A 12,860-nucleotide genomic window follows, 5' to 3' on the forward strand; every position below is an offset into this window, starting at 1 on the left:
GAGATTGATTCAGAGAAAAACAGTTCTGACTATGTGGTTGGGGCGTGCGCTTACGGTAAGCGTAACCCACAAAAGATTGAACGCAAAAAAAATTGAATTTCAGAATCTGGATTAAGCGACTTACTCGAAAAACAATCTGCTTTTCGAAGTTGGAAATCCTGCATGATACGGTCATCGGCTTACTGATTAACAAGGCCGAATTTGGCTTGGATATTCACGCCAAATTACAGATTTAACCACACTACCGGCTATCGCTATAAAAAAACCGCTGCTGCCAGTGAACGGAACCGTGAAGACATCGCGGGCCCGGGGAGCAATGGTGAGCGTGGCAGAAAAAACTTGCGATGTGTCGAAAGCGGGTGTTCTGGCTGAAACCAGTGCCTCGACTGATATGATCCGCCGCTATGGCCGTGTTCTAGGCGGTTCCCGTTGCAAGGATACAGCCCCGGCTGGACACTGGCAAACATCAAAGTTTAGGTGCTTGCGAGCTAATCAACTCACCGCGCCCTAGTGCTTGAATCAGGCCATGAATGACGACGCTTTCTTTCAAAGAGTATTTACACTCGCAGTTAGAGCCCGGGTTAAAGACCTAGCGATATCGTGATTTGCGACAATCTACCGCTCATAAAGTCGCGGACGTTCAAGAACTGATTGAAGCCAGAGCGCAACGATGAAATATCTGCCGCCTGTAACCCTGTGACCTGAATCCGATTGAGCAGGTATTCACCAAACTGAAAGTACTACTGCATAAAGCGGTTGCACGACCACAAGCTCTGGCAGACTATCGGCCAAATTATATATCAGTTTCACCCTGCCGAGTGCCTGAATTATTTTAACAATTCGGCTATGTTGCTAACTAACGAAGAAATTCCCTAATTGACAATGCTATCAAATTAATGCTATCAGAATGCTAGACAGTATTTTCTGGTAAAAAATGCAATTAGTCAGCCCTAATCTAATCTGAAGTATGCGTTGCTTGCCAAGACCAGAGTTCTTAAGGTTAGCTGACGATTAACGCGTATGCAAAGCGTAAATAGTGGATTTTAACTATCACGCTTATACTTGTCGACAAACCATAGGGACTTTCTTGGCAATATACATCTTACAGCCTGCCATGCAATTGAACTTCACTGAAATTTATTGAAAGAGCAAGACATATGGTTTTATTTTCTGTATTACAGACTTAAACAGAACATTATCGAAAAATCTGCTGCATTTCGCTATGAAAAAACCCCAAAGAGCCTATTATTCTATTAAATCCTCAAAACCTTAACTCAAGATTTATAAAGTCTTAGGACTGCTATTGCATGTTAAAAATAGTTTTTTACGTCAAGCCGAATTAATCTTCTACGGTAACGACAGGTCTATCAACCAGTTCGACATAAGCCATAGGCGCATCATCACCAGGTCTAAATCCACATTTCATAATGCGTAAATATCCACCAGCTCTATTTTTATAACGTGGCCCCAACTCATTAAAAAGCTTAGTTACTACGTCGCGATCACGTAACCGAGAAAAAGCAAGACGTCTTTTAGCTACACTATCTTCTTTAGATAAAGTAATTAAAGGCTCCGCATAGCTTCTCAATTCTTTCGCTTTTGGTAAGGTTGTTTTTATTAATTCATATTTAAATAATGAACTAACCATGTTACTGAACAGCGCCTTACGATGGCTACTATTCATATTGAATTTTCTACCGGATTTACGATGTCTCATTGTAAGACCTAATGTTAGTGTGTTATTGCGTGAGTTTGATCTGCAAGGTTTTCAGGAGGCCAATTTTCCAAGCGCATGCCTAAAGATAAACCTTTTAAAGCAAGAATGTCTTTTATTTCTGTTAACGATTTTTTGCCAAGATTTGGTGTCTTTAATAACTCAACTTCGGTACGTTGAATTAAGTCTCCAATATAAAAAATATTCTCAGCTTTTAAGCAATTAGCAGAACGTACTGTTAACTCAAGATCATCTACAGGACGAAGAAGAACAGGATCAAATATTTCTTCGACTTCAACTTCTTCATCTGCAAGTTGATCATTTACTTTTTCAAAGTCAACGAAAACAGATAACTGATCATGAAGTATCGTAGCAGCAAGTTTAATCGTTTCTTCCGGATCAACAGTTCCATTTGTTTCCAGTTCAATTATTAATTTATCTAAATTAGTACGCTGCTCAACGCGAGTACTTTCGACTTGATAAGCAACTTTAACAATTGGGCTATATGAAGCATCAAGTTGAAGTGCACCAACAATAAGACTATGCTCAGAATTCGACTTACGAACACTTACAGGCTCATAACCTCTTCCTCGACGCACCCTGATCTTCATATTTAAAACGCCAACCTGTGTCAGGTTGGCTATTATCAAATCTGGATTAATAATTTCTACGTCATGTGGAACTATAATATCAGCCGCAGTAACACAACCGGCTCCATGCTTTGAAAGTGTAAGCTCAACCTCATCTTTAGAATGAAGCACAACCGCCAACTTCTTAAGGTTAAGTAAAATATCAATTACATCTTCTTGAACACCCTCTATAGTGGTGTACTCATGAAGAACACCTTCAATTTCAACATCTGTAACTGCGCAGCCAGGAATTGTAGACAATAACACCCGACGCAATGCATTACCAATAGAATGACCAAATCCTCTCTCAAGAGGTTCAATAACAATCTTAGAATGATTAGGTGTTTTACTTATAACCTCAACTAATCGAGGCTTCAGCAAGCCAGAAATAGAATTCTGCATTTATATCCCTCAAAACTACGATTATTTAGAGTAAAGCTCAACTACCAACTGCTCATTTATATCACTACCTAAATCTACACGATCCGGCAGAGAGCTAAAAGTACCTGACATTGTTTTAGAATTAACGTCGACCCAAGAAGGGAATCCATATTGCTCAGTTACAATTAAAGCATCAACAATTCTTTGTTGTTTTTTCGCTTTCTCTCTAATGGTAAGAACATCACCTGGAGAAACCTGATAGGAAGGAACATTAATCAAAACATTATTTACTTGGATAGATTTATGACTAACCAACTGGCGTGCCTCTGCTCGAGTAGAAGCAAAGCCCATACGATATACGACATTATCTAATCTTGACTCTAAAAGATTCAACAAATTTTGACCTGTTGCACCTTTCTTTAAATCTGCAGATTTATAATAGTTTCTAAATTGTTTTTCTAAAATACCGTATATTCTGCGTAAGCGCTGTTTCGCTCTCAACTGAATAGCGTAATCTGAACTTCTTGCGCGCTTAGTACCATGCTGACCAGGGCGCTGATCTAATTTACATTTATTTTCTAAAGACTTTCCTCTGCTTTTTAAAAACAGATCAGTACCTTCTCTTCGACTTAATTTACAGGTGGGCCCAAGATATCTTGCCATAACAAACTACTCCAGATTTTTATACGCGGCGTTTTTTCGGCGGACGGCAACCATTATGAGGAATTGGCGTCACATCAACGATATTATTAATTTTGAATCCCAAATTATTCAGAGAACGCACTGCAGATTCGCGCCCCGGACCAGGACCTTTAATCATAACATCGAGATTTTTCATGCCAAATTCCAAAGCAACAGAACCAGCCTTTTCCGCCGCTACCTGCGCAGCAAATGGTGTGCTTTTTCTGGACCCACGAAAACCAGACCCTCCTGATGTTGCCCAAGAAAGAGCATTACCCTTTCTATCTGTGATAGTTATGATTGTGTTATTAAAAGAAGCATGAACATGCACTATGCCATCCGCAACTTCTTTTTTTATACGTTTTCTAGAACGATTTTGACTCGCCATTTACTTCAACCTCTTAAAGGAATATCTTATTTTCTAATTGCCTTACGCGGACCTTTTCGAGTACGAGCATTAGTCCTCGTTCTCTGCCCTCTTAAAGGCAATCCTCTACGATGTCTTATTCCGCGATAGCAACCCAGGTCCATCAAACGTTTGATATTCATAGAAACTTCACGACGCAGATCACCTTCCACTGTCATCTTCGAAACCACATTACGAATGGCTTCCAATTGCTCTTCAGTCAGCTCTTTTATTTTAATCGAAGGCGTTATACCTACTTCAACACAAATTTCACTTGCAGTTTGACGACCAACACCATAAATAGCAGTTAAAGCAATCACTGCATGTTTATGATCTGGTATATTTATCCCGGCAATACGTGCCATCTAGATACTCCCACTTGATAGTACTCTAAAGTTAAGCGCCAAATTATAACATTATATAAATTCTGGCACAACAATTATTATCCTTGTCGTTGCTTATGTTTTCCGTCTTCACAGATAACCCTGACAACACCATTTCTTTTTACAACTTTACATTTTCTACAAATTTTTTTTACAGAGGCACGAACTTTCACAACTAACTCCTAGACTGCTCTTGTGCAATAATTTATTTTTTTAGATTGGCTTTTTTCATCAAACCATCATATTGCTGGGACATAACGTGAGTTTGCATCTGAGAAATGAAATCCATTACAACCACCACAATAATTAATAGAGATGTTCCTCCAAAGTAGAACGGAACATTCCAGTAAACAATCAAAAACTCAGGCAATAAACATACAAGTGTAATATAGAATGCACCGATTAACGTTAGCCGCGTCATCACTTTATCAATATATGAACTTGTTTGAAGACCTGGTCTTATTCCAGGCAAAAATGCACCTGATTTCTTTAAATTTTCAGCAGTTTCTTTTGAATTAAACACCAGAGCAGTATAAAAAAAACAAAAGAAAATAATAGCTGTTGCATAAAAGATAACATAAATCGGTTGGCCAGGAGATAACATAGTAGCCACATCTTGTAACCAAGCAAAGCCCTCGCTATTACCAAACCATCCTGCAATAGTAGCTGGAAACAAAATTATACTCGATGCAAAGATAGGTGGTATTACGCCAGCCATATTTAGCTTTAAAGGCAAGAAACTGCTTTGCCCTGCATACATTTTCCGACCTTGCTGCCTTTTTGGGTAATTAATAAGAATCCTTCTCTGTCCTCTCTCAACAAAAATCACCAATGCAGTTACAGAAATCGATAACAAAAATAACAAGATAATAAATGCACCATTCATTTCTCCGGTTCTTGCCAACTCTAAAGTTCCACCAATCGCTTTCGGTAAACCCGAAACTATACCGGCAAATATGATCAAAGAAATACCATTACCGATTCCCCGCTCAGTAACTTGCTCCCCCAACCACATCAAGAAAATTGTACCTGTAACCAAAGTAACAGTTGTAATAACTATAAAACTTATACCTGGACTCAAGACCACTGAAAGCCCACCAGCAGTCTGATTTTGCAACGCCAAAGAGATTCCAATTGCTTGAAAAGTTGCCAAAACGACAGTACCAAACCGAGTGTACTGTGAAATCTTACGGCGACCAGACTCTCCCTCTTTTTTGAGTTGCTCCATTGCAGGAATAACAACTGTCATCAATTGCATGATGATTGATGCCGAAATATAAGGCATTATACCTAATGCAAATAAGCTTAAACGCATCAAAGCCCCGCCCGAGAACATGTTAAACATATCCAAGATTGATCCGCTTTGCTGCTCAAACATTACAGCAAGTGCCTTAGGATCTATTCCAGGCACAGGAATATGGGCACCGACTCTGTATACAAAAAAAGCTCCCAAAACAAAAAGCAATCTAGCTTTGAGTTCTGAAAAACCGCCGACCTTCCCAGATACCTGTGCTCTTGATGTACTCACTTAAACCTCTACTTTGCCGCCAGCAGCTTCAATAGATTCTTTGGCCCCACTAGTTACTTTTATCCCTTTAATCGTAACAGCTTTACTCAATATACCAGACTTTATTATCTTAGCTTTTTTTGTAAACGCCGGAACAATATTAGCGTCAATCAGTGTCTTAAGATCAATTACATCAGCATTCAAACTATCGAGCTCATTTAACCTAACTTCAGCTGAGTATTTGCTAATCAACGAAGTAAATCCAATTTTAGGCAATCGACGTTGCAAAGGCATCTGACCGCCCTCGAAACCAACCTTATGAAAGCCTCCACTACGCGCCTTCTGTCCTTTATGCCCTCTTCCACAAGTCTTACCGAGTGTACAGCCAATACCTCGACCCACTCTTTTGGACTTTTTCCGAGCCCCTTCACTTGAACGGATTGTATTTAAAAACATTATACTTCCTCAAATTTTAGCATGTACGATACTTTATTTATCATACCGCGGTTTTCAGGGGTATTGAGCACTACAACAGTCTGGTTGATTTTACGCAATCCTAAACCTTTTAGACAGGCTTGGTGACGCGGTAAACGTCCAAATTTGCTTTTTATCATCGTAACACTTATTTTATCTTCAGCCATTACTACTACCCAATTATCTGTTCAACTGATAAGCCGCGTTTTGCAGCTATTTGGTTAGCGCTATGCATTCCTGTAAGACCATTAATAGTTGCTCTAACAACATTAATAGGATTACTAGTTCCGATGCATTTAGCTAATACATTATGAACTCCAACCACTTCAAATACTGCCCTCATTGCTCCACCGGCAATAATACCCGTACCTTCCGAAGCAGGCTGCATATAAACTTTCGCGGCTCCAGTTGTATTCATAATAGGATATTGGAGAGTATCTCCTTTTAAAGAAACTTTACGCATATTTTTACGCGCTTGTTCTAAAGATTTTTGGATCGCAATAGGTACTTCGCGAGCTTTACTAACACCGTATCCCACCCTGCCTTCACCATCACCAACTACTGTTAGTGCTGTGAAACCAAAAACCCTACCGCCTTTTACAACTTTTGCAACACGCCTTACATTAACTAACTTTTCTTGCAAACCATCTGCACTAACCTGAGAAGGTGCTGTAGACATTTTATTCCCCTAAAATTTCAAACCGGCTTCACGTGCCGCATCAGCTAATGCCTTTACGCGACCATGATATTTAAATCCTGAACGATCAAAAGCAACCTCGGAAACTCCTGCAGCAATTGCTTTTTGCGCAATAAATTTCCCTACTTCAGCCGCAGCGATTACATTTCCAGTATTTTTTAATGCCGATTTAATTTCAGCCTGAGTTGTTGATGCACTGGCCAAAGTTGTCGATCCATCAGCACTAATCACTTGAGCGTAAATATGTTGCGAAGTTTTGTGAATTGACAATCTTGTTGTACTTAATTTCTTAATTTTGCTACGCAATTTTAATGCGCGCTTCATACGAGCTTGTTTCTTATCCATTTCGCTACCTACTTCTTCTTGGCTTCTTTTCTTGCAACATGTTCATCAGCGTATCGAACACCTTTGCCTTTATATGGCTCAGGTGGACGATATGCTCTAATTTTCGCAGCCACTTCTCCTACCAACTGCTTGTCACTTCCTTTAATTAAAATTTCAGTTTGAGTAGGCGTTTCAACCAAAATACCTTCAGGAACTTCAAAATCAACTGGATGGGAAAAACCAAGAGCTAGATTGAGTGTATTACCCTTGGCCTGGGCTCTATAACCCACGCCAATCAGAGTTAGTTTTTTTTCAAATCCTGCGGAGACACCAATAATCATGTTGTTTACGGTCGCTCTAGCCGTTCCGGCTTGAGCAGTAGCTTTTTTATCATCTCTATCCCAGTTGACTTGAATTACGTTATCCGCAATAACAAGACTAACAGCTGAATTAATATCATAAGATAATTGACCATTACTTCCTTTTACAGTCACATTATTACCCTCTAGTCTTATATCCACACCACTTGGGATAATTACTGGAGCCTTAGCAATTCTTGACATAACCTGACCTACACTTTAACAAACAGTACAAATGACTTCACCGCCATGTCCAATTGAACGAGCAGCTCTATCAGTCATCACACCATTCGATGTTGATACGATAGCAATCCCTAGCCCGCCAAGAACTTTTGGCAATTCATCCTTAGATTTATAAATTCGTAAACCAGGTTTACTAATTCTTTTAATATTCTCAATTACAGGAGCGCCTTTATAGTACTTCAACTCAATAGTCATTTCTGTATGACTACCGATTGTTTCCATTGAATAACCTGCTATGAATCCTTCTTCTTTTAATACCTTGGCAATAGATACTTTCAGTTTTGATGAAGGCTGCTTAACGATCTTTTTACCAGCAGATTGGCCGTTTCTAATCCGGGTCAGCATATCTGCGACTGGGTCTGTCATACTCATTTTATAATCTCTCCAAACTTGATCTAAAAGATCTTACCAACTTGCCTTTACCAAACCTGGCACATCGCCACGCATTGTCGCTTCTCTTAATTTATTCCGGCTAAGTCCAAATTTACGGTAATAACCATGCGGACGTCCGGTTAAATTACAACGATTACGAACTCTTGATGCACTCGAGTCTCTAGGTAACTTTTGAAGTTGTAAATGAGCAGATTCTTTATCTTCAAATGTAGCGTTTGGATCCCTGATGATTTCTTTCAAAGATTTACGCTTAACATCGTGCTTTTGTACTAATTTTTTGCGCTTGTCTTCACGCGCAATCATTGATTTTTTTGCCATTTTAATGCGCCCTTTAGTTCTTAAATGGAAAATTAAACAGCTTCAACAAAGCCAAACCTTCTTCGTTAGTTTGAGCCGTTGTTGTAATAGTTATATCCATACCGCGTAGCGCATCAATTTTGTCATAATCAATTTCAGGGAAAATGATTTGCTCTTTAACACCCATGGAATAATTACCACGCCCATCAAAGCTTTTAGGGCTCAATCCTCTAAAATCGCGAATTCGAGGAATAGAAATACTAATTAAGCGATCTAAAAATTCATACATCCTATCGCTACGCAGAGTTACTTTACACCCAATAGGCATATCATCACGAATTTTAAAACCCGCAATTGATTTTCTTGCCAAGGTAATAACAGGCTTTTGACCTGAAATTTTTTCCATGTCGCTTACTGCAGATTGCAATATTTTTTTATCAGCAACAGCACCGCCAACACCCATATTGAGTGTTATTTTTGTAATTCGCGGCGCCTGCATTACAGAATTGTAGGCAAACTGCTCAACTAATGCTGGAAGGATTTTTTCTTTATATACGGTTTCTAGTCTAGCCATGATTTTTATCTACACCTATACATCAACAACTTCATTTGTTGACTTAAAATATCTGACTTTTTTTCCATCTTCTAGAAACTTAAAGCCGACACGATCCGCTTTTTTGGTCTCAGGGTTGTATAACCCTACATTAGAAATATTAATCGGCATGTCCTTGACAATAATTCCACCTGAAACCCCAGCATTTGGATTTGGTTTTTGGTTCTTTTTAACCTGGTTAATTCCTTCAACCAAAACTTTATTATCCTTTAAAACCTTACTTACTCTACCACTCTTACCTTTATCTTTACCTGTACGAATGATAACTTCATCACCTTGTTTAATTCTTTGCATTTTCAAACCCTACCTTATAAAACTTCAGGAGCCAACGAGATGATCTTCATAAATCTCTCGCCTCTGAGCTCACGTGTTACAGGGCCAAAAATGCGTGTACCAAGTGGCTGCAAATTATTATTCAGAATGACTGCTGCATTACCATCAAAGCGAATGACCGAACCATCCGGCCTACGAACGCCTTTGCGAGTTCTAACAACCAATGCGTTATAAACTTCACCTTTTTTTACTCTTCCGCGTGGTATAGCGTCTTTAATACTGACTTTAATGATATCACCAATGCCCGCATAGCGCCTATGAGACCCACCCAATACTTTGATACACATGACCCTTTTTGCACCGCTATTATCGGCGACGTCAAGGTTAGTTTGCATCTGAATCATGATTTATTCCTAATTATCTGTTTATTAAATAGCTTAATAATGCTATTTGTTAGCGCTTTCTAAGACCTGAACCAACATAAAAGTTTTGTTCTTAGACATAGGTCTGCATGATGTAATGGATACTACGTCGCCTTCATGGCAAATATTCTGTTCATCATGAGCCATCATTTTAGTTGAGCGCTTGATATATTTACCATAAACAGGGTGCTTCACAACCCGTTCAACTAAAACTGTAATGGTTTTGTTCATTTTATTACTAACAACCTTACCAGTGATCGTCCGCAATTTAGTTACATTTTCACTCATTATTATGCGCTCGCCATTTCGTTTAATATGGTATGGATACGTGCCACATCACGCCTAACCTTTTTTACTTGATCCGGCTTAGACAGTTGACCTGTACCTTTCTGCATTTTAAGATTAAATTGTTCACGCGACAATTCGAGCAACATTGCCCCTAATTCGTCTTTAGATTTTTGGCGTAATTCACTTGCTTTCATTACATTATTGTCCGAGCAGTAAAAAGTGTTTTCAAAGGTAACTTGGCGGCACCTAAAGCGAATGCTTCACGAGCCAACTCCTCAGAAACACCCTGTATTTCATACAACATAGTTCCAGGCTTAACCTGAGCAACCCAATATTCTACACTACCTTTTCCTTTTCCCATACGAACTTCTAATGGTTTTTTGGTAATTGGCTTATCTGGGAAGATTCTAATCCATATTTTACCACCACGCTTGACGTGCCGAGTAATAGTTCTACGGGCTGATTCAATTTGACGAGCAGTAAGTCTACCACGCTCGACTGATTTAAGGCCAAAATCGCCAAAACTTACTGATGAGCCACGCACGGCAGTACCGTTATTTCTGCCTTTATGTTGTTTACGGAATTTGGTTCTTTTAGGTTGAAGCATTTTCTCTATCCCTTCAACTATTTCTTAGATTCTGAATTAATAGATGCTATATGAGCATCCATATCGAATACCTCACCTTTGAATATCCACACCTTAATGCCGATAATTCCGTAGGTAGTATGTGCTTCAGCAGTTGCGTAATCGATGTCGGCCCTTAATGTATGCAAAGGAACTCTTCCCTCTCTATACCATTCACTTCGGGCAATCTCGGCGCCATTTAATCGACCACCTACATTGATCTTTATACCCTCAGCACCTAATCGCATTGTATTGGTTACAGCACGCTTCATCGCTCGACGATACATAATTCTTTTTTCAAGTTGCTGGGCCACACCCTCAGCAACCAATTGGGCATCCAGCTCAGGTTTTCTAATCTCTTCAACATTAAGCTGAACAGGAATCCCCATTATCTTTGATACTGCCTGCCTTAATGCTTCAATATCTTCACCTTTTTTACCTATTACAATACCTGGCCTAGCTGTATGTATTGTAATATGCGCGTTATTCGGTGGGCGATTAATCTGAATACGACTTACAGAAGCATGAGCTAATTTTTTCTTGATATAGTCTCTGACCGTCAAGTCTTGGTGCAGGAAAACAGAATAATCCTGACTGCTCGCATACCACCTTGAATTCCAATCCTTAACAATACCAAGGCGTATACCTGTTGGATGTACCTTTTGACCCATTTTCTGCCCCTACTCGTATTCTGCGACTTTAACTGTAATATGGCAGGTTCTTTTAAGGATATGATTTGCACGTCCTTTAGCTCTTGCCTTGAATCTTTTCATAGTCGCCCCCTCATTTACATAAACGGTCGACACTTTTAATTCGTCAATATCTGCACTTTCATTGTGCTCTGCATTAGCAATAGCAGACTCAAGAATCTTTTTGATAATTGCAGCAGCTTTTTTTGAGCTGAACTTCAATGTGTTCAATGCTTTTTCAACAGGCATACCACGAATCTGATCACCTACTAACCGCGCTTTTTGCGCAGACAGTGGAGCGTTTTTTAATTTTGCTGAAACTTCCATAACACAACCTATCTAGATTTCTTATCAGCCACGTGGCCTTTATATGTACGAGTTGGCGAGAACTCACCTAACTTATGCCCTACCATATTCTCCGAAATCAGAACAGGTATATGTAGACGTCCATTATGGATAGCTATAGTCAAACCCAGCATATCAGGAATAATCATTGATCTTCTTGACCATGTTTTAATCGGTTTCCGATTATTTGTACTTACAGCATCTTCAACTTTTTTAAGCAGATGATGATCAATAAAAGGACCTTTTTTAATTGAACGCGGCACGCTAATTCCTCTCTATTTAAGCTTACGACGCCTGATAATCATATTATCAGTACGTTTGTTATTTCTGGTTTTATAGCCTTTGGTTGGCATACCCCAGGGCGACACCGGATGCCTACCACCAGATGTACGGCCTTCACCACCACCATGCGGGTGATCGACCGGATTCATTACAACACCACGAACGGTAGGACGAACACCTCGCCATCTTGAAGCACCGGCTTTTCCAAGAGATATCAAACTATGCTCTGAATTTGAAACTTCGCCAATTACAGCACGACAATCAGCCATAACTTTACGCATTTCGCCAGATCGTAATCTAAGAGTTGCATGAGCACCATCTTTAGCCACTAACTGCACAGATGTACCTGCACTTCGAGCAACCTGAGCTCCTTTACCTGGCTTTAATTCCACGCAATGAACAGTTGTCCCCATCGGTATATTTCTCAGCGGCATACAGTTACCCGGCTTAATAGCGGTAGTTTCCGACGAAAGGATTTCTTGTCCAACTTCAAGCCCCTTAGGAGCAATGATATATTTCCGCTCACCATCTTTAAATAATATTAAAGCGATATTCGCAGTTCTGTTCGGATCATATTCCAAGCGCTCAACAACGCCCGGAATATCGACTTTATTTCTTTTAAAATCAATGATTCGATAGTGTTGTTTATGACCACCACCTACATGACGCGTTGTAATACGCCCCTGATTATTACGACCGCCACTTTTGCTATTTTTACTTAACAAAGGCGCATATGGCTTGCCTTTATGCAAATCATCATTTTTGATTCGCACTACAAACCGTGAACCCGGTGACGTCGGTTTAGACTTTACAATAGCCATGCTTTCTACCGTTT

At 39.6% G+C, this 12,860-nt stretch carries 24 protein-coding genes and 1 pseudogene; 1 reads left to right on the forward strand and 24 read right to left on the reverse strand.

The window, feature by feature from the left end; translation table 11 throughout:
* A pseudogene (locus V7051_RS17550) lies at window positions 1–236 on the forward strand (IS1 family transposase); the annotation flags it as partial.
* Window positions 237–1,339: 1,103 nt separating this feature from the next.
* Here the strand turns inward: V7051_RS17550 and rplQ are convergent.
* The 24 genes from rplQ to rplB all read right to left on the reverse strand — a co-directional run bounded on the left by rplQ (window position 1,340) and on the right by rplB (window position 12,846).
* Window positions 1,340–1,717 carry a 50S ribosomal protein L17 gene (gene rplQ, locus V7051_RS17555; RefSeq protein WP_333877099.1) on the reverse strand — a complete coding sequence of 126 codons (378 nt, stop codon included), beginning with the start codon at window positions 1,715–1,717 and terminating at the stop codon, window positions 1,340–1,342.
* Between the two features lie 14 nt (window positions 1,718–1,731).
* Complete coding sequence (locus V7051_RS17560; RefSeq protein WP_333877101.1) at window positions 1,732–2,745, reverse strand: DNA-directed RNA polymerase subunit alpha; 1,014 nt, start codon at window positions 2,743–2,745, stop codon at window positions 1,732–1,734.
* A gap of 21 nt (window positions 2,746–2,766) precedes the next feature.
* Window positions 2,767–3,387, reverse strand: coding sequence for a 30S ribosomal protein S4 (rpsD, locus tag V7051_RS17565; protein WP_333877103.1), 621 nt, complete (start codon window positions 3,385–3,387; stop codon window positions 2,767–2,769).
* A 19-nt stretch (window positions 3,388–3,406) separates the two neighbouring features.
* On the reverse strand, window positions 3,407–3,793 hold the full coding sequence (rpsK, locus tag V7051_RS17570) for a 30S ribosomal protein S11 (RefSeq protein WP_006890467.1): 387 nt from the start codon (window positions 3,791–3,793) through the stop codon (window positions 3,407–3,409).
* Between the two features lie 26 nt (window positions 3,794–3,819).
* Window positions 3,820–4,176: a 30S ribosomal protein S13 gene (gene rpsM / locus V7051_RS17575; RefSeq protein ID WP_006890468.1), complete on the reverse strand. Its 357-nt coding sequence runs from the start codon at window positions 4,174–4,176 to the stop codon at window positions 3,820–3,822.
* 77 nt (window positions 4,177–4,253) lie between these two features.
* Window positions 4,254–4,367 carry a 50S ribosomal protein L36 gene (gene rpmJ / locus V7051_RS17580; protein WP_081466878.1) on the reverse strand — a complete coding sequence of 38 codons (114 nt, stop codon included), beginning with the start codon at window positions 4,365–4,367 and terminating at the stop codon, window positions 4,254–4,256.
* A gap of 32 nt (window positions 4,368–4,399) precedes the next feature.
* Entirely contained in the window at window positions 4,400–5,722 is a 1,323-nt protein-coding gene (secY, locus tag V7051_RS17585) for a preprotein translocase subunit SecY (RefSeq protein WP_333877111.1), read from the reverse strand.
* Complete coding sequence (gene rplO, locus V7051_RS17590) at window positions 5,723–6,157, reverse strand: 50S ribosomal protein L15 (RefSeq protein WP_333877113.1); 435 nt, start codon at window positions 6,155–6,157, stop codon at window positions 5,723–5,725. It abuts the gene before it with no gap.
* Window positions 6,157–6,342, reverse strand: a complete 186-nt coding sequence (gene rpmD, locus V7051_RS17595; RefSeq protein WP_333877115.1) for a 50S ribosomal protein L30 — start codon at window positions 6,340–6,342, stop codon at window positions 6,157–6,159. Before rpmD ends, rplO begins: the two co-directional genes overlap by 1 nt.
* A 5-nt stretch (window positions 6,343–6,347) precedes the next feature.
* Window positions 6,348–6,854 (reverse strand): 30S ribosomal protein S5, encoded by a 507-nt coding sequence (gene rpsE, locus V7051_RS17600; protein WP_006890472.1) that lies wholly within the window; start codon window positions 6,852–6,854, stop codon window positions 6,348–6,350.
* Between the two features lie 9 nt (window positions 6,855–6,863).
* Window positions 6,864–7,217: a 50S ribosomal protein L18 gene (rplR, locus tag V7051_RS17605; RefSeq protein ID WP_333877117.1), complete on the reverse strand. Its 354-nt coding sequence runs from the start codon at window positions 7,215–7,217 to the stop codon at window positions 6,864–6,866.
* Window positions 7,218–7,225: 8 nt separating this feature from the next.
* On the reverse strand, window positions 7,226–7,759 hold the full coding sequence (rplF, locus tag V7051_RS17610) for a 50S ribosomal protein L6 (protein ID WP_333877119.1): 534 nt from the start codon (window positions 7,757–7,759) through the stop codon (window positions 7,226–7,228).
* 15 nt (window positions 7,760–7,774) lie between these two features.
* Window positions 7,775–8,170, reverse strand: a complete 396-nt coding sequence (gene rpsH, locus V7051_RS17615; RefSeq protein ID WP_333877121.1) for a 30S ribosomal protein S8 — start codon at window positions 8,168–8,170, stop codon at window positions 7,775–7,777.
* Between the two features lie 33 nt (window positions 8,171–8,203).
* Window positions 8,204–8,509: a 30S ribosomal protein S14 gene (gene rpsN / locus V7051_RS17620; RefSeq protein ID WP_333877123.1), complete on the reverse strand. Its 306-nt coding sequence runs from the start codon at window positions 8,507–8,509 to the stop codon at window positions 8,204–8,206.
* A 13-nt stretch (window positions 8,510–8,522) separates the two neighbouring features.
* Window positions 8,523–9,062 (reverse strand): 50S ribosomal protein L5, encoded by a 540-nt coding sequence (gene rplE / locus V7051_RS17625; protein ID WP_333877125.1) that lies wholly within the window; start codon window positions 9,060–9,062, stop codon window positions 8,523–8,525.
* Between the two features lie 15 nt (window positions 9,063–9,077).
* Window positions 9,078–9,395, reverse strand: coding sequence for a 50S ribosomal protein L24 (rplX, locus tag V7051_RS17630; protein ID WP_333877127.1), 318 nt, complete (start codon window positions 9,393–9,395; stop codon window positions 9,078–9,080).
* A 14-nt stretch (window positions 9,396–9,409) separates the two neighbouring features.
* Window positions 9,410–9,778: a 50S ribosomal protein L14 gene (gene rplN / locus V7051_RS17635; protein WP_006890479.1), complete on the reverse strand. Its 369-nt coding sequence runs from the start codon at window positions 9,776–9,778 to the stop codon at window positions 9,410–9,412.
* 42 nt (window positions 9,779–9,820) lie between these two features.
* Window positions 9,821–10,084 carry a 30S ribosomal protein S17 gene (rpsQ, locus tag V7051_RS17640; RefSeq protein ID WP_333877130.1) on the reverse strand — a complete coding sequence of 88 codons (264 nt, stop codon included), beginning with the start codon at window positions 10,082–10,084 and terminating at the stop codon, window positions 9,821–9,823.
* A gap of 2 nt (window positions 10,085–10,086) precedes the next feature.
* The gene (gene rpmC / locus V7051_RS17645) at window positions 10,087–10,278 is read right to left on the reverse strand and encodes a 50S ribosomal protein L29 (RefSeq protein WP_104422822.1); all 192 of its coding nucleotides are present in this window, start codon (window positions 10,276–10,278) and stop codon (window positions 10,087–10,089) included.
* The gene (gene rplP / locus V7051_RS17650) at window positions 10,278–10,691 is read right to left on the reverse strand and encodes a 50S ribosomal protein L16 (protein WP_006890482.1); all 414 of its coding nucleotides are present in this window, start codon (window positions 10,689–10,691) and stop codon (window positions 10,278–10,280) included. The genes rpmC and rplP overlap by 1 nt, the downstream gene beginning before the upstream one ends.
* A gap of 17 nt (window positions 10,692–10,708) precedes the next feature.
* Window positions 10,709–11,380 (reverse strand): 30S ribosomal protein S3, encoded by a 672-nt coding sequence (gene rpsC / locus V7051_RS17655; protein WP_006890483.1) that lies wholly within the window; start codon window positions 11,378–11,380, stop codon window positions 10,709–10,711.
* 9 nt (window positions 11,381–11,389) lie between these two features.
* On the reverse strand, window positions 11,390–11,725 hold the full coding sequence (gene rplV / locus V7051_RS17660) for a 50S ribosomal protein L22 (protein WP_104422825.1): 336 nt from the start codon (window positions 11,723–11,725) through the stop codon (window positions 11,390–11,392).
* 8 nt (window positions 11,726–11,733) lie between these two features.
* Complete coding sequence (gene rpsS / locus V7051_RS17665; protein WP_006890485.1) at window positions 11,734–12,006, reverse strand: 30S ribosomal protein S19; 273 nt, start codon at window positions 12,004–12,006, stop codon at window positions 11,734–11,736.
* 12 nt (window positions 12,007–12,018) lie between these two features.
* On the reverse strand, window positions 12,019–12,846 hold the full coding sequence (gene rplB / locus V7051_RS17670; RefSeq protein ID WP_333877136.1) for a 50S ribosomal protein L2: 828 nt from the start codon (window positions 12,844–12,846) through the stop codon (window positions 12,019–12,021).
* Window positions 12,847–12,860: the final 14 nt, after the last annotated feature.

It is taken from the genome of Methylobacter sp., from assembly GCF_036845245.1.
Taxonomy (GTDB): domain Bacteria; phylum Pseudomonadota; class Gammaproteobacteria; order Methylococcales; family Methylomonadaceae; genus Methylobacter_A.

What these genes read in the sequence shown, in the direction of transcription:
- rplQ (WP_333877099.1), bottom strand. Translation starts at nt 1,717, where the DNA reads ATGAGACATCGTAAATCCGGTAGAAAATTCAATATGAATAGTAGCCAT.
- V7051_RS17560 (WP_333877101.1), bottom strand. Translation starts at nt 2,745, where the DNA reads ATGCAGAATTCTATTTCTGGCTTGCTGAAGCCTCGATTAGTTGAGGTT.
- rpsD (WP_333877103.1), bottom strand. Translation starts at nt 3,387, where the DNA reads ATGGCAAGATATCTTGGGCCCACCTGTAAATTAAGTCGAAGAGAAGGT.
- rpsK (WP_006890467.1), bottom strand. Translation starts at nt 3,793, where the DNA reads ATGGCGAGTCAAAATCGTTCTAGAAAACGTATAAAAAAAGAAGTTGCG.
- rpsM (WP_006890468.1), bottom strand. Translation starts at nt 4,176, where the DNA reads ATGGCACGTATTGCCGGGATAAATATACCAGATCATAAACATGCAGTG.
- rplO (WP_333877113.1), bottom strand. Translation starts at nt 6,157, where the DNA reads ATGTTTTTAAATACAATCCGTTCAAGTGAAGGGGCTCGGAAAAAGTCC.
- rpmD (WP_333877115.1), bottom strand. Translation starts at nt 6,342, where the DNA reads ATGGCTGAAGATAAAATAAGTGTTACGATGATAAAAAGCAAATTTGGA.
- rpsE (WP_006890472.1), bottom strand. Translation starts at nt 6,854, where the DNA reads ATGTCTACAGCACCTTCTCAGGTTAGTGCAGATGGTTTGCAAGAAAAG.
- rplR (WP_333877117.1), bottom strand. Translation starts at nt 7,217, where the DNA reads ATGGATAAGAAACAAGCTCGTATGAAGCGCGCATTAAAATTGCGTAGC.
- rplF (WP_333877119.1), bottom strand. Translation starts at nt 7,759, where the DNA reads ATGTCAAGAATTGCTAAGGCTCCAGTAATTATCCCAAGTGGTGTGGAT.
- rpsH (WP_333877121.1), bottom strand. Translation starts at nt 8,170, where the DNA reads ATGAGTATGACAGACCCAGTCGCAGATATGCTGACCCGGATTAGAAAC.
- rpsN (WP_333877123.1), bottom strand. Translation starts at nt 8,509, where the DNA reads ATGGCAAAAAAATCAATGATTGCGCGTGAAGACAAGCGCAAAAAATTA.
- rplE (WP_333877125.1), bottom strand. Translation starts at nt 9,062, where the DNA reads ATGGCTAGACTAGAAACCGTATATAAAGAAAAAATCCTTCCAGCATTA.
- rplX (WP_333877127.1), bottom strand. Translation starts at nt 9,395, where the DNA reads ATGCAAAGAATTAAACAAGGTGATGAAGTTATCATTCGTACAGGTAAA.
- rplN (WP_006890479.1), bottom strand. Translation starts at nt 9,778, where the DNA reads ATGATTCAGATGCAAACTAACCTTGACGTCGCCGATAATAGCGGTGCA.
- rpsQ (WP_333877130.1), bottom strand. Translation starts at nt 10,084, where the DNA reads ATGAGTGAAAATGTAACTAAATTGCGGACGATCACTGGTAAGGTTGTT.
- rpmC (WP_104422822.1), bottom strand. Translation starts at nt 10,278, where the DNA reads ATGAAAGCAAGTGAATTACGCCAAAAATCTAAAGACGAATTAGGGGCA.
- rplP (WP_006890482.1), bottom strand. Translation starts at nt 10,691, where the DNA reads ATGCTTCAACCTAAAAGAACCAAATTCCGTAAACAACATAAAGGCAGA.
- rpsC (WP_006890483.1), bottom strand. Translation starts at nt 11,380, where the DNA reads ATGGGTCAAAAGGTACATCCAACAGGTATACGCCTTGGTATTGTTAAG.
- rplV (WP_104422825.1), bottom strand. Translation starts at nt 11,725, where the DNA reads ATGGAAGTTTCAGCAAAATTAAAAAACGCTCCACTGTCTGCGCAAAAA.
- rplB (WP_333877136.1), bottom strand. Translation starts at nt 12,846, where the DNA reads ATGGCTATTGTAAAGTCTAAACCGACGTCACCGGGTTCACGGTTTGTA.